We start from the raw sequence: 19574 nt of genomic DNA, 5'->3' as shown, positions 1-19574 counted from the left end.
TAAAATACTGCTTTTTAAGGAGTGTGTATGCAAGAACCCATTGTGATGATTGAAAAAATTGTCCTCTCATCTATCTTTTTCTCGCCCGAAAAATTTGAAGAAATCACTGCTGAACTTAAAGCCGATGATTTTCTTTTGCCTGTGCATAAGGATATTTTTGATATGTGCCACTTCCTTACTAAAAACAATCTCCCTATTGATAGTGAGTTGCTCTTAAGCAAGAAGCCACCGCATAAGAAAATCACGCAAGAAGAATTGCTCGAGATTCTAGCGATCAATCCAATTGCGAATATTGAAGTTTATGTAGATGAGATAAAAGAGGCGAGTATCAAGCGTGAGCTGCATCAATTAGCGAATTTTTTGCGTGAAAAGTCGCTTGATAACAATCAAAATGTGGTGGAAATCATCAATGAGATTGAGCGTAAGCTGAATAATGTCTCTTTGGGGAAATCTCAAGAGAATATTTATGAAGCACCGATGATAGCAAATAATGTGATTAGCCATCTCACAAAGTTAAAAAATAGCGGTAATAATGTCGTGGTGGGGCTTGATACGGGCTTTAGAGAGCTTAGTCGCCTAACGACAGGATTCAATCCGGGCGATTTGATAATCATTGGTGCGCGCCCCTCAATGGGTAAGACGACTTTTGCCCTTAATATCGCCCAGCATATTTTGGATTCTCATAATGGAGTGGTGATTTTTAGTCTTGAAATGCCCTATTTACAACTCGGTATGAGAATGCTTAGTGCGAAAAGCTCAATTGCTTTGCAGAATCTCCGCACTGCAAACCTCACAAATGATGAGCTTGGTCGTTTGAGTGAAGTAGCAAATACAATGTCAAGCCAACCTCTGTATATTGTCGATACCTCGTCTTTGGGTATCGCGCAGCTCAAGGGGATTTTGCGCCGACTGAAAAAACAGCACCCTGAAATTAATGTGGCGATTATTGACTATTTGCAGCTTATGAGCGGTGGAAAGGAGCAGAATAAGCAAATAGAAATTGCTGAAATCTCGCGTGGGCTTAAGATGTTAGCGCGTGATCTTGAAATGCCAATAATAGCTCTCTCACAGCTTAATCGCCTTGTGGAAACTAGAGATGATAAACATCCTACGCTTTCGGACTTACGAGATTCGGGTGCAATAGAGCAAGATGCTGATGTGATTTTGTTTCTATATAGAGATGATATTTACAAAAAGCGCGAGGATAGGGAGCGATACGCGAGGTTAAAAAAGGAGGGCAAGGAAAAGGATTTTAAGCCCGAGCATCAAGAGCGCGAGATTGAACCTGCCGAAATTATCATTGCCAAAAACAGAAATGGAGAGGTAAAAACCATTGAGATTCAATTTAATAAACGCTTTACGCGCTTTGAGGATAAGCCGCGTGAGCCAGAATATGATACGAGCGGTGGCTCGATTAATATCGAGGATATTATCGGTTCTCCGCAAGTTGATATGCCAAATATTTTTTAATCGTGCAAGATTCTATAAAAGCTTCGCATTCTCCCTTTGATGTGGAGCTTTTTAGCACAAGGGTGCAATGGGTTGTTTTTGTGTGTGCTTGTGTGATTGTATTTGCTTTGAATTTGTGGCAGGAATACCGCGCGTATAGGGAGTTTAGCACAAAGGAAAATAAAGAAATATACGCACAAGTTATCAATCAATACACGAAGCATAAAAATGGCAAAACTTATGAGGTGCTTAAACTTAAAACAAAACAGGGTGAGATATTCTACACAACAAGCAGGGAGGATATTAAGGACTTGTCGCATAGATTTGTGAGAATTTATGGCAAGGGGCTTGAGTGCTCGTTTGTATCCTACTTGCAGCATTGTTTTTTTGTCTCTTATCGCATTTCCTTGCTGAATGAGCGGGATTATAGGGATTTTCTAAGGGAATGGATAGAAACCCAACATACTGAATCTGCTATCGCCTCTTTGTATAAAACACTTTTTATGGCAGATGCTTTGCCGAGCATTTGGCGAGACTTGAGTGCTAGGCTAGGTATTGCGCATTTAATTGCTATTAGCGGCTTTCACTTGGGGATTTTGAGCTTTGTGTTAGGGTGGATTCTTAGTAGTATTTATAGAATCTTCCACCATAGGCTAAGCTATCGTAACAAATACTTTGATGTGGGATTTATGGTGCTTGTGGGGCTTTTTGCGTATTTGTTGCTGCTTGATTTTACACCCTCGTTTTTACGCGCTTTTACAATGGCAGTGTGTGGATTTTTAGTCGTATATAGTGGGATTAAGCTTTTTAGCTTTAGACTCCTTGTTGTTGTGGTGTGCGTGTGTGTGGCATTCTTTCCACGTCTTATATTTAGTATAGGCTTTGGATTGTCTGTAAGTGGTGTGTTTTTTATCTATCTCTTTGTAAAATATGTGCGCTTAGATTCTAAAGTGCTATATGTGCTTTTATTTAATACGCTTATTTTCTTTGATATGCTCCCTTTGACACATTGGTTTTTTCCTTACTTCACTTCTTTATCTTTACTAAGTATCCCAATTAGTTTGCTTTTTGTCGTGTTTTTCCCGGCTATGTTGATAGCACATATTGTGGGAGTTGGGGCATTGTGTGATGAGTTTTTGCAGTGGGCTATGAATCTGCAAATTAATTCTATCGAATTTTATACGCCTTGGTGGTTTTTGTGTATTTTTACTTTGTGCGCAATCGGGGCAATTTATACAAAAAGGTTGTATTACACACTTCATTTGCTCGCGCTTTTGTTTTTTGGTTATATGGTTTATAAAAGCGTATAAGTAAGGATTGCCTTTTAATCGTGTTTGTCGAGTACATAAACAAGTGCTACGATATTTTGAAAACTTTACTGGTATCTAGGGGGCTAAAGCCCCATGATGAGGATTATTTTACCTCAAAATGCACCGGGTCAGGCACGAGAGCCTTGAAATTTGGTAAATCTCTACTTGCCTCTGTGCGAGATTTATAAGGACCAATGAGATACTTTGTAGTGGCTTGTCCATTTGTTGAAGTCCCCATATACACGCGATAGCTATAATTGCTAATTTGCTTTAAAAACTCTGCATTCGGCTTATTTGTGAAAGATCCCACTTGTAAATAGAATCCTTTCTCTGCGATTTGTCCATTTTTTGATGTATCCATTTGTGGCGTGGAGACATCACTAAATATACTTGCGATATTGTTAGGATCGCTTTGGGTTGCTTGTGCGGGTTTAAGCGGTGTGGCTGTGGTAGGCGTAGTAGTCGGCTTAGTTGTTGCTGGTTTTGGCGCAGCTGTTTGAGCCGGTTTTGTAGGTTCTTTTGTCGTGTTTGTAGTAGCTGTCATATTTGCAGGTTTTACAGGCTTTGCGGGTTGGGTTTGCGTGGGCTGTGAAACCGGTTTGCTAGGAAGCACAGGCTGTTGAGTTGGTTTGTTCTCGACAATTGGTTGTCTTGGTGGTGTAGGCTCTTGGGTTGTTGTAGATTGTGCCACTTGATTATTTTCTGCGCGGTTACGAATATCCTCTAATACTTGTTGAAATGGATCTTTCTCTGTTTCTTTGGTCTCAAGTGGAATCTGCACGAATGGATCTGATGGCTCTAAAGGAGTTAAACCACTATTGGCAGCCATTTGGCGTTCGCTTAGCTCCTCTTCATCACGTGTAACGACAAAAACAACCGCAATCAAAATAAATAAAAAGATGAGTGCCATTGCAATCATCATCATCAATCTTTTTGTGCGGTTTTGCTTTTGCAAGTCATCATCGTTGATTAAAATATCATTTAGTTCTCGTTTTGTTTCCATTATTGCTCCTTAATTTTATATTGGTAGGCTTACATATGCCTTGCCCACGCTGCTCCACGCTCTTTGGCATACACATCATAGGGTAGGACTAGAATATTGAAGTTTGCAGGCACCTCATCACTTGGAAAGATTTTCCATTCTTTTGGGCAGTGTTGCGCTAACTTAAGAGAGAGAGTTTTGGCTAGTCGCTTTCCCTCATTGATTTCTGTGTGTCCCTTATGCACATAGAGGTGCAAATGCCCGGGTGTCTTGGAACGAAACGCGGTAAAGTTCAAGAAGCCCTCCTCACGCAAGAGTAACTGCGCACGGTGGTAGAATCTCTCTGGATTGCGCCCATTATAATCAAATACGATATTTTCCACTTTCGCCCCTTTGGCAAGTAGGAGTGAGTGTGCAAGGACGATTTCTTTTTTAAAATGTTTGCTAATAAGCATTGAAGTAAGCATCGCATCGACTCTTTCATATTTGTCATACAAAATCCGTCCCATATGATTGACTTTTGTCCCCAAGCCATTGACACGTTTATAGTAATGTGATGTGTCCATTTTGATGAGTTTAAGATCCATCTCTGTCACGACTTCCCCTCCTGCTAAAAAATTGGTTTATCATAGATTCTAAAACTTTTTGAAAAATCTTTGATTTGAGTTTTAATCTTGGCTTGCAAGTCTGTATTGTGAATATCATCAAGGATATCCGCAATTTTTTCTGCAATCCACTCAAACTCTTTTTCTTTCATACCTCGCGCACTCAAAGCCGGCGAACCGATTCTAATACCGCTTGTTACAAAAGGTGAGCGAGTTTCGCCCGGCACGGTGTTTTTATTGACGGTGATTCCGGCATTACCCAAAGCCAAATCCGCCTCTTTACCACTAAAATCGTTGTTTAAGAAACTCATAAGCACCAAGTGATTGTCGCTCCCACCACTCACAAGGTTATAATTGCGCTTTACAAGCACTTTTGCAAGGGCTTGAATATTTGCTTTGACTTGTTTTGCGTATGTTTTCCACTCTGGCTTTAGATTCTCTTTGAAACCTACTGCTTTGCCGGCAATCACGTGCATAAGCGGTCCCCCTTGGATACCGGGAAACACAGCTTTATTGATTTTTGCGCTTAACTCCTCATCGTTTGTGAGTATCATACCACCCCTTGGTCCGCGTAAAGTTTTGTGTGTAGTTGTCGTAACGACGTGGCAATGTGGAAACGGATTGGGATATTCTCCAGCGACGACAAGCCCGGCTACGTGCGCTACATCACCCATAAGTAAAGCTCCTACTGAATCTGCGATCTCGCGCAATTTTTTGAAATCAAGCTCTCGCGTATAGGCTGAAAATCCACATACAAGGATATTTGGCTTGACAACTTGTGCTTGAAGCGCAAGTTTATCATAGTCGATATAGCCATTGAGTTCCACACCATAAAAGAAGCTTTGGTAAAGCTGTCCTGAAGTGCTGACTTTTGCGCCGTGCGTGAGGTGTCCGCCGTGGCTTAGATCCATACCGAGTATTTTATCGTAAGGTTTAAGGAGGGCAGCATAGACTGCTGCATTGGCTTGTGAGCCTGAATGCGGTTGCACATTAGCAAAATTTGCCCCAAAAAGCCTTTTTGCTCTCTCAATGGCAATTTCCTCGATTTTATCCACAAATTCGCACCCACCATAATAGCGCTTGAAAGGGTAGCCTTCAGCATATTTATTTGTCAAAACGCTTCCCATAGCCTCCATAACGCTAGGAAATGTGAAATTTTCACTCGCTATCATCTCTAAATGCTCGTTTTGCCGCTCTAGCTCTTTCTCTATGAGTTCAAAAATCTCACTATCCTGCTCTTTAATGATGTAACTCATCTACCCTCCTTGTTTGGTTGCGTTTTCGCCTGAATCTTGAAAATGTATTGTATCAAAATTTGTTTTAGTTAGCTTTAATGCAGGAAATAAAATTACATCTTTAATTGTTTTTGCATTACTTAAAAGCATTACTAAGCGATCAATTCCTATGCCCTCGCCCGCGGTGGGTGGCATTCCGTGAGCAAGCGCCCACACATAGTCTTCATCCATATATTGTGCTTCCTCATCGCCTGCGTCTTTTGCTTTTACCTGTTCTTTAAATCTTTCAAATTGGTCTAGTGGGTCGTTGAGTTCGCTAAAGCCATTGGCAATCTCCCGCCCACCGATAAAAAGCTCGAATCTATCGGCGATATTAGAATCTCTATCATTGCGCCTTGCGAGTGGGCTAATCTCAATGGGATATTGCGTAATAAAAGTTGGATTGATGAGTTTATGCTCAACAAATTCATCAAATGCCTCGCCCAAAAGCTTACCATAGGGCATTTGGCTATCGACTTTGAGATGTTTTTCTTGCAAAAGGTTAAGGAGCGCATTTTTATCATTTATAAGTTCTTTATCGAGTCCGCCGATTTGCACCAAAGCGTCCTTGTAGCTAATAATGCTCCACTTGTTAAAGTCTATCTCGTGGTCATTAAAATATAGAATCTTGGGGAGATGAAGAGATTCTAAAATAAAGCTAAAAAGCTCCTGTGTGAGAGTGATTAAGTCCTCGTATGTTTTATATGCCCAATAGAATTCAATCATACTAAATTCTGGATTATGTGAGTGGTCCATTCCTTCATTGCGGAAGTTACGATTGAGTTCAAAAACCGCTTCAAATCCTCCCACGATAAGCCGCTTTAAATAAAGCTCTGGTGCGATACGTAAATATCTGTCGGCATTCAGGGCATTGTGATGAGTAATAAAAGGTTTTGCATTCGCGCCACCGGGGATTGGGTGGAGCATAGGTGTTTCGACTTCTAAAAAGCTTTTTTGCTCAAAAAATCTCCGCACACACGAGATAATCTTGCTCCGCATTTTGAAAAGCTCTTTTACTTCTTCATTGACGATTAAATCTACATATCGTTGGCGATAACGTAGCTCTACATCGCTTAGTCCGTGGAATTTTTCAGGTAATGGCACGATGCTTTTTGTGAGTATGCTAAAGCTTTGTGCGTGAATGCTTAACTCGCCCGTTTTGGTTACAAAAGCAAAGCCCTTAACATTGATAATATCCCCCACTTCAAGGATTTTTTTGATATATGAAAAGTTCTCGTCGACATCATTTTTTGATATGTATGCTTGAAGTATCGCACTCTCATCTTGAATCTTAATAAAACACGCTTTTCCCATAAGGCGGATAAATCTCACGCGCCCAACTATGCTTTCCGTCTGACTCTCTAGTGGATTTTCTGTATTTTGAGAATGTGCGGTAGGGTTTGGTTGTGAATCTGGCGCAGCAGATTCTAAAAGATATGTGTATTTATCTAAAAACGCGCGATTGCTTAATGTGCGTGAAAGCTCATTGCTGTAAGGGTTTAACCCTAAATCCTGCATAAGTTGCATTTTTTTGATACGTTGCTGGACATAAAAATTTGAAAACATAGCTTTAAGTAACCTTTAATGAGAATTTATCTGCTCTTGCAGATTTTGTGCGCCCTCTTTTATTTCCTGTGTGATGTTTTTCGCCTCATTTTTTACATTCTCTATTGGCTCTTTTACTTTATCGATTTGTTCGTTAATGGTTGCTTCTATATTCTTTTGTGGAGATTGTAAATTCTTTGCTACCTCTTGCACTTCATCAAGATTCATAATATGCACAGCGAGATTCTTCATTAGGGGAAAAATGGAGCTATTTTGCTCAATATTTTGGGAAAAGTTTTTGAGCCAACCAATCTGTGAGATACCAAAGACAACGATAGAGAGGAGCAAAAACGCCTTACAGAATCCAAAAGCCAAGCCAAAAGCCCTATCAAGCACGGCTAGAGGCGTGAAGTGTAGCACACGAAATATGATTTCGCCCACAAGCAAAAATACAGACCAAATGAGCGTGATGAGAATAACAAAGCCGACAAGGGCATTTAGATCTGTGGAGTTGAAATCATAGATTGTATGAGCAAACCACTCGCCCGCATCTGTATAGAATCTTGAAGCAAAAAATATCCCAAGCAAGATGCCTAAAAAACTAGCCAACCCTCTAATAATGCCCTGCCAAATGCCCTTGATAGAGAGCAAAATAAGCAAAACTAAAATTCCTATGTCAATATAGCTTAATGTATCCATTGTGATAATCCTTTTTGTTGCATTCTCTTTTTTTGTCTTTGGTAGATGAGAGAGACAAGAGGCAAAAAAATGCAGTAATATTAAACGATTTTGCCTTATTTTGCAAGAGTTTTAGCTTATTTTTTGGTAAGGTATTTTAGAATCCCCCGTTTTTTGCTGTAAAATATTTTCACAGAACCTAAGATTCTATATAAAGCAAAGTGTAAGGAATGTAGCGTAATGAGTATGTTTAGAACCTTTAAAATGCAATTAAAAAGTTTTAGCGATCTTGTAGCGTTTGAACATACGATTTTTTCAAGTAGTTTTATTCTTATCGCAATGGTCGTGGCAAGTATGCAAATGTATGGGATTCCGTGGTGCGGGTGGGGGACACTCCTGCTGTGTACTTTGGCACTTATTAGTGCGAGAAATTTTGCTATGGGGTTTAATCGCCTCAAAGATAGGGATATTGATATCTTAAACGCACGCACAAAGGCTCGTCCTAGCGTTGATGGGCGCATTAGTTTAGCGTGGCTCATTATCTTTAATGTCTTTAACGCACTCCTTTTTGTGTGTGTTTCTTATTTTATCAACAATCTTGCATTTTACCTTTGTGTGCCATTTTTAGCAATTTTGGCATTTTATTCTTATACCAAACGTTTTAGTGCCATAGCGCATTGGGTGCTTGGCGTGTGCTTAGGATTAGCCCCCATTGCTGGAGTCATTGCGATTATGGGTGAGATTACACTTTGGAGTGTGCTTTTATCTGCTGGTGTGCTTTTTTGGGTGGCTGGATTTGATTTACTTTATTCATTACAGGATATGGAATTTGATAAGGCAAATGATCTCCATTCAATCCCTGCGTATTTTGGTGTAAGGGTTACCTTGTGGATTTCAAGATGCTGTCATTTATTTGCAGTGGGATTTTGGGCAGGTTTTGTATATGTGGCAGAGCTTCATATCATTGCGCAAATTGGCGTTTGTCTCGCTGCTATGATTCTATGCTATGAGCAGTATTTAGTGAGTGTGCATTTGAAAAATATCCCTAAAGCTTTCTTTGTAACTAATGGTTATTTGGGTATTATGCTCTTTTTATGTATTTTGGCAGATTCAATAGGGGTTGTGTATGGATATTAAGGGCATTTTGGAGCAATGCGGGATTTACACACGTATCGTGCCCTGTGAGCTTGAAGTGGCGTTTTCAAAAATAGATGAAAGCAACAAAATGGCTTGTGATAGAGAGTTTGTCGCACTTTCGCAGTATCGCTATGGTTCTATAATGCAATGGCTTAATAAAAATAAATCAAAAAATCGCACACAAGATACTGATGAAGTGCTGCTCGAGCTACTTGTAGAGCTATATCAAAAGGTTGAAAATATCGAGCAGATGTTGCGTAATAAAACAACGCAGTATTTACCGCTGGATTTTGGGGGTGTAGCGGATTTTGTGGGGCATAGTGTGCTGTGTATGCCTCAAGATGTATTTGAGGAGGGGGCAGAGTATTATATGCGTATATTTTTGCCTGTCTTCCCGCAACGATATATTGGTATTTTTGGTAGTGCGATTCATAATAGAATCATAAAATTTGAACGTATGCACTACAATGATACGGGGGATTTTGATAATTTTGTAGCACAAATGGAGCGTTTATCTATCCTCAATGCTAAAAAAATATACACAACAGAGGAGTGAGGGAATGTTTGGAATTTCAATGAGTAGTATCAGTATGATTGTGGGGCTTATATCGCTTGGTATCGTCTGCTTGGCGGCATTTTTCAACTACACACGCAATTTTGATGTGAGTAAGAGGATTAGACGCATTGAAAAGGGTATGGAGGATATTAATAACGAAATTTTTAAGATTCACAAATGGATTAAGGATAGTGAGCTTGAAAATCAGCTTAGCACTACCGCCTTGCATAATAAAATTAAAACAGAAAGCATTGATGTAGTGAATAATGCGCTTGTTAATGTATATCGTCAAGTGGAGATTCTAGAGGCACAGGTCAATAAAGAGCGCGACTATATAGAGGAAAAAATAGTTAGCATTGAGGAGAAAATACGAGAGTTTGGCTACTTTTCAGGCTCAAGCGCAACAAATATTGATGAGAAACGTATTATTGGTATGTTTCGTGATGGTTGGAGCATTGATGCGATTGCAAAAGAAATGCGCTTAAGCAAGGGTGAGATAGAATTTACGCTTAAACTTGCAGATATTAAAGAATAGCTTAAGGAGAAGAAAATGGAAAAATCAATTTATGCAAGACGAGTAGAACTTCTACAAGAATCTACGACAATCGCTATTAGCACACTTGCACGTGAACTAAAGGCATCAGGTAAAGATGTGCTAAGTTTTTCGGCAGGTGAGCCAGACTTTGATACGCCAGAGGTGATAAAAAATGAGGCGATTAGAGCATTAAAGAGTGGATTCACAAAATACACTGCCGTGGCGGGGATTCCGGAGTTGCGTGAGGCGATTAAAGAAAAGCTAATGCGTGAAAATAATCTATCCTACGAAACGAGTGAAATACTTGTGAGTAATGGTGCAAAACACTCGCTTTTTAATGTATTTCAGGCATTAGTAGATAATGGTGATGAGGTGATTATCCCCTCTCCGTATTGGGTAACTTACCCCGAGCTTGTAACTTTTAGTGGTGGGAAGCCTCTCATTGTGCAAACAACGCAAAAAAATGATTTTAAAATCACACCAAAACAACTCCAAAATGCTATAACTGATAAAACAAAAATGTTTGTGCTCAATACACCCTCAAACCCTAGTGGTATGGTCTATACCAAAGATGAGCTAAAGGAATTGGCGGAGGTGCTTAAAGGCACAAATGTGTGGGTGGTGAGTGATGAAATGTATGAAAAGCTCGTGTATGGAGTGGAGTTTGCCTCTGCGGCTGCGATTAGCGAAGATATGAATAAGCGCACGATTACCATTAATGGTTTAAGTAAGTCTGTGGCGATGACAGGGTGGCGCATAGGCTATCTTGCTTGTAAGGATAAAAAGCTTATCAAGCTTATGGATAATCTCCAAAGTCAATGCACTTCTAATATTAACTCTATCACACAAAAGGCGGCGATTCTAGCCCTCAAAGGCGAGGCAGACGCTGATATAGAGGATATGCGCAAGGCATTTGAAGAGCGTATGAATTTTGTCGTAGATTCTATTAATAATATACAGAATCTTAGCGCACTTAAGCCTCAAGGTGCATTTTATCTCTTTATCAATATTTCTGCATTGCCCAAATATGGCAAAGATTCTATGAATTTCTGTAAGGCTTTATTGCAAGAGCAGGGTGTAGCACTCGTGCCGGGCTCGGCTTTTGGTATGGAAGGATTTGCGCGTTTATCTTTTGCGTGTTCTCTCGAGCAGCTCAAAGAGGGAGTGGAGCGCATTTCACACTTTGTAAAATCACTTTTATAAGTATTTTTAAGTGCGACAATATAAAAAACATATCGTTTTTGCCCTGCTTTTATGCCTGTGTGCTACTTGGAGCATTCTTAGCGATAAGTCGCCTAGTGGGTTTATTGATTTGTCGCGCTATAATCTTATAATACCGCAAGATAGACTAAATGAAGCAGATTCTATTACTTATTTTGATGTGCTAAATGCACAGCCTCAAGCACACGCGAGTGCGATAGTGAATGTCTCGCAAGTGAGTGATGCAGACTTTATGCTTTTGTATTTTGCCGGGAGTAGGGAGGGTGCGCGAGATGTAGGGATTTACCAAAGTTTTTTTTATATGGATAAAAATGACTCAAGCATAGAATCTCGTAAGAATGCAGATTCTCAATCCCTCTCAATCCCACATACTGAAAATACAGATTCTGTTGCTGCGAGTTGGCACTTAGATTCTAAATCAGTGGGGCATTGGAGTGAGCCGCAGCTCCTGCTAAGCGCGCCTATGCTTTCGAACCTAAGCGGAAAGTTTATCAAAAAACTAGGCAATCCCGTAAGCTTTGTAGATACGCAGGGCAGGGTGCATTTATTTGTCGTGGGCGTGAGTATGGGTGGCTGGGCGACAAGCAAAATCTATTGGTTGCAATTAGAATCTACTCCTTATAATGGCGTAGATTCACACATTAAGATTTCACAGAGCAAAGCCTTGCACGATGTAGATTCTAAAACTCATATAGATTTGAATCTTCACTCACAAAAAGCCTCGCAACATAACAACTTGCGCCATTTGCGTTATATCAAAGAGCTACATTTAAGCCCATTTTTGAATTTCTCTCATCTCGTGCGCACACCACCTATGCTTAAAAGTGATGGGGGATTTATCCTGCCAATCTATCACGAGCTATTAAGCAAATATCCACTCTTGCTTGATTTTAGCTCAGCACTCACGCTTCAATCTTCTATGCGCCCTACCTATCTTCAATCACAGCTTCAGCCAAGCTTTGTGCCGCTAGATTTACATTCAAGCGTTGGTGTTTATCGCAATCACAAAGCCTATGAAAATACACTTTTTGTGAGCGAATGTGGTGTAAAGTGTGCGGAGGCAAAGCCGAGCAATCTCAAAAATTATGATTCCTCCTCTGTGCTTTTTAATGCACTTGATTCGGTGTTTTTGCTTCATAATCAGCCAAATGTGCAGGGGGGTAATAATCGCGCAGAGCTGTGGCTATATGAACTTAAAAAAGAAAGTCTGTTAGATGCTAAAATTATCTTTGTGCCCGTGCTTTTGCTCGATACTCTACCTCAAAATGAAGTCTCCTATCCTAGCGTGGCTATCAATGACGAGTTTGTGCATATTGCTTATACCTATGGGCGCAAACACATAAGAAGTGCGCTGTTGCCAAAATCTGTGCTTAAAACTCTTTCATTTCAAAGTGCGCTCGAGCAGTGGGATATGGATAAGATTCACAAAATGCGTGTTAATCGTAAAATACAAGAGAATCTGTATAGAATCGATAATATGCAGAATGAAATTCAACGCGAGCTTTACAGGGCAAAAGAGTATTTACTTGAGATGCAAGATGGCAAGATTCACACAGATAATACGAGTAGTGCTGATGAATTAAATGAGCTAAATATAGATTCAAAATCTCACACAGGATTTGAAACGAGCTTTTTGCACGATACAAGTTTTGTGTGTAGGAGTTGTGCGTGAGTATAGTAGCAGCATTAATGATAAATATCATCGCTCTAGGTGCTATCGTGGCAATGTTCCAAAAGTGCAAAATGAGCTTTATTTTTGCGATTTCAATAATATGGCTTTTCGTTTTTAATATGCCAATTTTTGAATGGAGCTTGTGTGCGTATGCTTATGCACTTTTTGATATGCCAAGTATGATTCTTGTCTCTTTGTGCGCTGCGTGGCTCGTGCGCTTTGTCTTTTTACGGATTCTAATCTCTAAAGATTCTGCAATACACCAAGATTCGTATCTTTTGAGCCTGTATAATGTTATGCAAAGAATCTTCCCGCCAAGCATTCAATATATATGGATTTTTATGGGTGCAATAATTTATGCAGACTTTACCTATGGTTTTATTGATATTTACCATTTAGAGTTTAAAATTCACCTTTTTTTATTTCTTGTGCTAACACTTGTGTGCTACCTTTTGTGTGCGTCTATGGGCTATATAATGCTATTTGTGCTTGCTACTTATAGTTTGGGGATTTTAGGGGATATTGCTCTTATAAATTATATCTTAGACCCATTTTTGTTCGTGGGCTGTATAGCGGCGCTTCTATGTCGGGCGAGCGGGGTATTGGTTAGAAAAATTTAAGGGGGTTTAATGGAAGCAAAGTGGTTTGAAAAGCTGCTTGTGAAGTCAATCATTTTTAGTTTATTTTTGTTTGTGCTGTTTTTTGTGATGAAGCTGTTTTTTGTCCTCTATATCGGCGTGTATCATAATGCTATAGGCGAGGGGGTGGGCTTTGGCGAATATATCGATACTTTTATTAATGGGCTGCGCTATGATTCAAGGAGTATCGCGGCTTTTAGTATTGCGTATTTTCTTCTTGGAATCTTATTTTTTTGGACAAGGGCGCGGTGGTTTGTGCTACTTTTTTATGCGATTTGTGTCGTGCTTTTGACGCTTTTTGTGGGGATAAGCGAAGTTGTCTTTTATCAAATTTTTGATGATGTTTTTAATGTGAATTTGCTTGGCTTAATCTTTGATGATAGAAAGGCAATTTTTCATACCGGCATAAGCGGACAATACAATATTACTTCAAAAGTGATTTTATGGCTTGTGTTCGCCGCGATTTTCATATATTTTTATGTGAGGATTTTTGGCAAGGTTACGCGTGAGTATGGCTATGACCCCTTAAGCTCCATTCACTCGCGTTCCACACGCAAAGAATCTACTATCGCCACCATATTTTTATTTGTCATTTTTGCACTTTTGATGATGTTTTCTATCAACTCTGCCTTTAGTTTCAAGGGTGCTAGTTTAGACCAAGTGATTAAGCCAGTGGAAGATTCATTTTTGCGTAAAATCTCACCCGGTGCATTTCGCAATCTCTACCTTGTATATAGAGGCTACGCGAGAATCTTAAACTCTCACTTTAGCGACTACACCTCGCAAAGTCCGCTTGAAGTCGTGCGAGAATATTTTGAGCTTGATGACAAAAAAGAATCCTATGATTTAAAAGAATTATTGGCAAAAAAAGTAACAAATATGAGTGAAAAGAAAATCGACCATATATTCTATATAGTGGCTGAATCATTGAGTGAGTGGCATTTTGATAAAGAATTTGACGATATTCATCTCACCTCTGGGTTGAAGTCTTTACTTAATGATGAGCACGGGGTAAAAATTGGTGTATTTTTGCAAAATGCAGGTTCGACAATCAAAAGCCTCGATGTGCAACTCACGGGATTATTTCAAACAGAAATACCGGTAAATTCTATTTTAGGCACTCTGCAGCCCTTTATGACTGCACCGGGTGTGATTATGAAAGATTTAGGTTATAGGACAAATTTTTACTATGGTGGCAGCGGTATTTGGCAAAAGCTTGACCAATACACTGCGACACAGGGCTTTGATAATATGTTTTATAACACTAATGTTATAAATAATGCAAAACTTAATGACTACTCTGCGCCTTATGAGGGATTATGGGGTGCGTATGATCATTATCTTTACACTTTTGTGCGTGATGAGGTTTTTAAATATAGAGGTATGCCTAGCTTTAATATGATTTTGACAACTTCAAATCACCCGCCCTATGATGTGCCACTCGAGCAGTTTGATGTTCCACTTGATGAGATTAGACAATTTCTCGCAAAGCAGAATTACAATAAGCAAGATGCGCGGCTTTTCGGGCATATTTGGTATCAAGATAAGCAGATTTTACATTTTATACAGGAAATATCACGTGTGTTGCCAGATTCTATTTTTATCATCACAGGCGATCATTACGATAGGGAATATCCAAAAACAGCTTCGCATAAGGTAAGCAATACAATCCCGCTTATCATCTATTCGCCGGTGCTTGAGATTACCAAAAATACAAATATCGGCTCACATATTGATATTACACCAAGTATTTTGGAGCTCATAGCACCGCATAATTACACATATCATAGCTTTGGCACACCACTTGTGAGTAATAATAATATTATCGCATTGAGTGAGAAAAATACCGCGCAGGGTTATTTTGCAGTCGCCACAGATAGATATATTTACACGAAAGATGATGTGATAGAGTATTTTCACAGCGTGGCGACTTATGAGGACGATAAACAAAATGCGCAAAATCTCTACAAGAGGGCGCAACAAGCCACTGCACTAAGTTGGTGGATTCTAAAAAATGGATATGTGATTAAAGATAGTGAGTAACAATCGTTTTTGTGCGCGGAAGTTTTAGTAAGTGATAAGATTCTAATATATTAGGGTAAAGTGTGCTTTTACGCGAAAGTAGTGATGGGAGTTTAAGTGCGTATAATGCACTTTTTGATGAATGTTATCATAGCCTGAAAGATGGCGCACTCAATGAGACTTTGCATAAGCATATTTATCCCTCCTTGGCGCATTTGACTTCTATAAACACCACAAATGCTATTTTAGAATCTAGCATTGCCAACATAATAAAGAAAGAGGATTTTCCTAGTGCGCTGCCACAGCATATTTACGCACTAGATATATGCTTTGGGCTAGGATACAATAGCTTCGCGCTCCTTGCAACATTAGCCACAATGGGCTATGAGGGCGAGATAAGTATTTACTCGCCAGAGCAGGATTATAATATTTTTGACAACTTGCTTGATTTTACATATCCACCTTTTTTGAGTGCGTATCAAAAGCCCATAAATGAACTACTAAGATTCTGTGCTGCTACGCCAAATTCTTGCGTGTGCGTCAAAAGTATGGCATTTCATACGCTAAAGCTTAATTTTTATATATATAGGGGCGATGCCCTTGCTATGTTGGCTCTGCTCCCAAAAGATTATTTTTATATCATCTATCAAGACGCCTTTAGCCCGAAGAAAAATCCCGCTTTGTGGAGTGAGGCATATTTTCGCACACTTTTTACACTACTTGATTCTCAAGGCATTATTACAACTTATTCCCAAAGCTCTGCTATTGTGAAAAACGCTATAAACGCGGGGTTTAAAGTGTATAACTATGAAAGCAGTCTCGTGCGCCCAAGCACACTAATGGGTAAAAATGCGCTCACACTTAATGATATTAAGCAAAGATTTAAAAAATAGAATCTTGCCATAACACAATGTTTGAAATAGTAGAATTTAATCACCTAGCCTTAAGTATATCCGCCATAACACCTAAAGTAATGCAAATTACATATTAATAAAAACTCATAGCATTTTCACTTGCGAAAAAGCGCACTCTTTTTGCGCCCAGCTTTGCGCAGGATTTGGCTGTATCGCTATCGTTTATGATACCCTGCTCTTGCACTTCACAGAGGAAATCTTGAATCACATTGCGATTAATAAAGACAGGTAAATGTCCATTGCCTACCCTGCTCATTATCCCCAAAAACACATTCTTTTTATCGTAAAATGCCCTTCCATAAGTGAATTCCTCATAAGAATCCCGCTCCATTTCAAAACCATACACATTTTCTTTTTTTTGCATATAGTCATAATAGGTAGCAAATTTTTCAAGCTTTAAGCTTTGAGCGACAAACAAATACGCATTATTAAGATATGGGTAAAAAGCCTCTGTATGTTTAGCCACAATGGCATTTGAGGCAAACACATCAATGCCAAATCGCTTATAGATTCTATCTTGGTAATAGCTTTTTTGTTCGCGCATTTGACAGGAGCTATCCACATAGTCGGTAACCTTAAGTAGCGCAAGTCCTGAATCTAAATCAAGTGCTTTAATGCTTAAACTCGCCACACACATCATATTTGCGTTTAAATCATCTTGCATTTTCGCATAAATCTTTTTAGGCACAATCCTACCATTATATATCACATCAGCAGAAGTAATATATAATCCATTGCGTAAGAGTGTCCCAAGCCCCTTTCTAAATGAGCCATCAAAAAAAGAAGTTTCAATAATTGCAGTAGAATAAATCCATTGGGGTTGAGAGGGTAACTTCATATCTCTAGGGTCAATCTTTGACTCTCCCGCGTTTGTGTTACTTGCATTTTTTTGTGTGCTAGATTCTGTTTTAGAATCTGCATTTGGAGACTTGATGTCTGCAAAAAGCTTTTGCGGACTTTCATAGCCCTCCATCACTGCATCTACTGAATCTTCAGAGGCATTAAGCAGGGCTACACACGCGCACATCATACACGCACATATATAAAAAATACCCTGAAAAACATCTCGCCTTAGCACTCTGTATCCCTTCTATTCAAAAATGATTAAGTTAATATCGGTAGAATCCGCACATTTTTTATGCTTTTTTAAGGTAACTCATACGACATAAAGGAGAAAAAATGCGAGAGGAATTAAAGGTATATGAGATTAATCAAGATGAGTTAGAAAAACTCAATTACGCTCTTATAGAAGTATGCAAACCAAGCGGAGAATCGCTTGGCACAATGACTTGCAAACTTTTCAAAGAAGCACCACAGGCTGTTACAAATTTTGCCACTTTAGCCCAAAGCGGATTTTATAATAATCTTGCCTTTCATCGTGTGATACCTCACTTTGTCGCTCAAGGTGGTTGTCCTATTGGTAATGGCACAGGAGGTCCGGGCTATCGTATTAAGTGCGAACTAAGCGATAATCCCCACAAACACACGAGAGGTGCGCTTTCTATGGCTCACGCTGGGCGGGATACAGGCGGGAGTCAATTTTTTATCTGTTTTGCCCCACAACCCCATCTTGATGGAGAACACACGGTTTTTGGTAGGATTGAGATAAAAGATAAAAAAAGCCTTGCTGTGTTAGATTCTATTAGTCAAGGCGATGTGATAAAAACAATTACCATTTGCGAAACACTCCCCGAATCTTAGGCAGTAGCACGATGAAGCATTTACTCCCTCTCACACTTATTTCTAGTCTGCGATTTTTTGGGCTTTTTATTGTTTTGCCTATCATTGGGCTTTATACCGATGAATTTCACACGAGCGCATTTCTTGCTGGTTTGGCTGCGGGTGGTTATGCGATGACACAAATCATCTTTCAAACGCCCTTTGGCATTTTAAGCGACAAATATAATCGCAAACATATCGTTGGCATTGGGCTATTGATTTTTTTACTTGGTTCTTTAGTTTGCGCGTTTTCTACAAATATTACTATGCTTATCATCGGGCGATTTTTGCAAGGGGCTGGGGCGATTGGTGGGGTGGTAAGCGCACAGATTGCCGATTTAGTGCGTGAGGAGCAGAGAAATAAGGCTATGGCAGTAATGGGGGCAGGGATATTTATAAGCTTTATCCTCGCTATGTTTTTAAGCCCCGTAGTTGCTAGTTATTTTGGGCTCAATACCCTATTTTTTATCACAAGCGCACTTTGTGTTGTCTCTATTATCATTTTATATACAAGTGTCCCGGACACGCCGCGTGTGCAGTATCAATTTAATGATAGCAGTATGCAGCAGATTCTCACAAATAAGAATCTGCTTATTATGAATCTAAGCGCGTTGTTGCAAAAATTTTTGATGATTTTTGCCTTTATATGCGTGAGTATCACGCTCACTCATCATTTTGATTTGGACGAATCTCAATTATGGTATATCTATGTCCCTGCTGCACTCGCTGGGGTTTTTGCTATGGGTCCCTCATCAATTTTTGCGCAAAAAAAGGGACAATTTAAATCCGTAATGCTCTTTGGTATTATCGCCTTTGTTATCTCGTATTTTCTTATGGCGTATGCGGTGAGTAGCAATACACTTATACTTTTTGGTGTGGCAGTGCTTCTTTTTTTTGTAGGCTTTGCGATACACGAGCCTATTATGCAGTCTTTGGCTAGTCGCTACCCAAAGGCACATCAAAAAGGTGCGGCACTTGGTGTTTTTACCACGCTTGGATATGTGGGAAGCGCACTTGGTGGAGCCTGTGGCGGGTGGCTCTATGACAAAATTGGGCTTTTTAGCCTCTCAATCATTATCGCGCTCGTGTGTGTTGTATGGGCATTGCTATTGATAATATTTTTACAGAATCCAAAAAATCACAAGAATATTTATCTGTCGTTAGAAGAAGTGGATTTATCGTGCCTTAAGTTACTCGATAATCAACCCGGTTTGATTGAATGGTATATCAACCAAACCGAAAATGTTGCCATTATCAAATATGATGATACACTGATTCAAAAAGATCAGATTCTATCTGTCTTGCACAAGGGGTAAA

Annotated in this window: 18 protein-coding genes; 12 read left to right on the top strand and 6 right to left on the bottom strand. The window is 39.5% G+C overall.

The features are described from left to right. Nucleotides 1-27 precede the first annotated feature (27 nt). Complete coding sequence (locus BN2458_RS05705; protein ID WP_034326081.1) at nt 28-1470, top strand: replicative DNA helicase; 1443 nt, start codon at nt 28-30, stop codon at nt 1468-1470. A gap of 2 nt (nt 1471-1472) precedes the next feature. After that, nucleotides 1473-2759, top strand: coding sequence for a ComEC/Rec2 family competence protein (locus BN2458_RS05700; protein WP_081951428.1), 1287 nt, complete (start codon nt 1473-1475; stop codon nt 2757-2759). A 103-nt stretch (nt 2760-2862) separates the two neighbouring features. On the opposite strand, the gene BN2458_RS05695 is transcribed toward BN2458_RS05700, so the two are convergent. Genes BN2458_RS05695 through BN2458_RS05675 form a run of 5 tightly spaced genes read right to left on the bottom strand, consistent with a single transcriptional unit; the run spans nt 2863 to nt 7864 of the window. Beyond that, on the bottom strand, nt 2863-3762 hold the full coding sequence (locus tag BN2458_RS05695) for an SPOR domain-containing protein (protein ID WP_034326079.1): 900 nt from the start codon (nt 3760-3762) through the stop codon (nt 2863-2865). Between the two features lie 29 nt (nt 3763-3791). After that, nucleotides 3792-4337, bottom strand: coding sequence for a DUF1882 domain-containing protein (locus BN2458_RS05690; protein ID WP_034326078.1), 546 nt, complete (start codon nt 4335-4337; stop codon nt 3792-3794). A gap of 14 nt (nt 4338-4351) precedes the next feature. Next, complete coding sequence (locus BN2458_RS05685; RefSeq protein WP_034326077.1) at nt 4352-5602, bottom strand: serine hydroxymethyltransferase; 1251 nt, start codon at nt 5600-5602, stop codon at nt 4352-4354. Further along, nucleotides 5603-7186, bottom strand: a complete 1584-nt coding sequence (gene lysS, locus BN2458_RS05680; protein ID WP_034342824.1) for a lysine--tRNA ligase — start codon at nt 7184-7186, stop codon at nt 5603-5605. Between the two features lie 15 nt (nt 7187-7201). Then, nucleotides 7202-7864: a CvpA family protein gene (locus BN2458_RS05675; RefSeq protein ID WP_034326074.1), complete on the bottom strand. Its 663-nt coding sequence runs from the start codon at nt 7862-7864 to the stop codon at nt 7202-7204. Between the two features lie 225 nt (nt 7865-8089). Here BN2458_RS05675 and mqnP point away from each other — a divergent pair, with 225 nt between their 5' ends. The 8 genes from mqnP (at nt 8090) to BN2458_RS05635 (ending at nt 16517) form a co-directional block, all read left to right on the top strand. Further along, nucleotides 8090-8980 carry a menaquinone biosynthesis prenyltransferase MqnP gene (gene mqnP / locus BN2458_RS05670; RefSeq protein ID WP_034326098.1) on the top strand — a complete coding sequence of 297 codons (891 nt, stop codon included), beginning with the start codon at nt 8090-8092 and terminating at the stop codon, nt 8978-8980. Further along, a complete protein-coding gene (locus BN2458_RS05665) occupies nt 8970-9536 on the top strand; it encodes a hypothetical protein (RefSeq protein ID WP_034326073.1) in 567 nt (188 codons plus the stop codon). The genes mqnP and BN2458_RS05665 overlap by 11 nt, the downstream gene beginning before the upstream one ends. Nucleotides 9537-9540: 4 nt before the next feature. After that, complete coding sequence (locus tag BN2458_RS05660) at nt 9541-10071, top strand: hypothetical protein (protein ID WP_034326072.1); 531 nt, start codon at nt 9541-9543, stop codon at nt 10069-10071. Between the two features lie 15 nt (nt 10072-10086). Further along, nucleotides 10087-11274, top strand: a complete 1188-nt coding sequence (locus tag BN2458_RS05655; protein ID WP_034326071.1) for a pyridoxal phosphate-dependent aminotransferase — start codon at nt 10087-10089, stop codon at nt 11272-11274. Nucleotides 11275-11284: 10 nt separating this feature from the next. Then, complete coding sequence (locus BN2458_RS05650; protein ID WP_064504562.1) at nt 11285-12964, top strand: sialidase family protein; 1680 nt, start codon at nt 11285-11287, stop codon at nt 12962-12964. Next, nucleotides 12961-13584: a hypothetical protein gene (locus BN2458_RS05645; protein ID WP_034342822.1), complete on the top strand. Its 624-nt coding sequence runs from the start codon at nt 12961-12963 to the stop codon at nt 13582-13584. Before BN2458_RS05650 ends, BN2458_RS05645 begins: the two co-directional genes overlap by 4 nt. A gap of 9 nt (nt 13585-13593) precedes the next feature. Then, on the top strand, nt 13594-15645 hold the full coding sequence (locus BN2458_RS05640; RefSeq protein WP_231944736.1) for an LTA synthase family protein: 2052 nt from the start codon (nt 13594-13596) through the stop codon (nt 15643-15645). A gap of 62 nt (nt 15646-15707) precedes the next feature. Then, nucleotides 15708-16517: an MnmC family methyltransferase gene (locus BN2458_RS05635; protein ID WP_034326068.1), complete on the top strand. Its 810-nt coding sequence runs from the start codon at nt 15708-15710 to the stop codon at nt 16515-16517. 94 nt (nt 16518-16611) lie between these two features. On the opposite strand, the gene BN2458_RS05630 is transcribed toward BN2458_RS05635, so the two are convergent. Further along, nucleotides 16612-17616 (bottom strand): hypothetical protein, encoded by a 1005-nt coding sequence (locus BN2458_RS05630; RefSeq protein WP_231944735.1) that lies wholly within the window; start codon nt 17614-17616, stop codon nt 16612-16614. A 101-nt stretch (nt 17617-17717) separates the two neighbouring features. Here BN2458_RS05630 and BN2458_RS05625 point away from each other — a divergent pair, with 101 nt between their 5' ends. Both BN2458_RS05625 and BN2458_RS05620 read left to right on the top strand, forming a co-directional pair. Then, a complete protein-coding gene (locus BN2458_RS05625; RefSeq protein ID WP_034342819.1) occupies nt 17718-18239 on the top strand; it encodes a peptidylprolyl isomerase in 522 nt (173 codons plus the stop codon). A gap of 11 nt (nt 18240-18250) precedes the next feature. Next, complete coding sequence (locus BN2458_RS05620) at nt 18251-19573, top strand: MFS transporter (protein WP_034342816.1); 1323 nt, start codon at nt 18251-18253, stop codon at nt 19571-19573. Nucleotide 19574: the final 1 nt, after the last annotated feature.

The sequence above is a fragment of the Helicobacter typhlonius genome (genome assembly GCF_001460635.1).
Classification (GTDB): Bacteria; Campylobacterota; Campylobacteria; order Campylobacterales; family Helicobacteraceae; genus Helicobacter_C; species Helicobacter_C typhlonius.
This window is presented reverse-complemented; position numbering and strand designations above follow the sequence as displayed.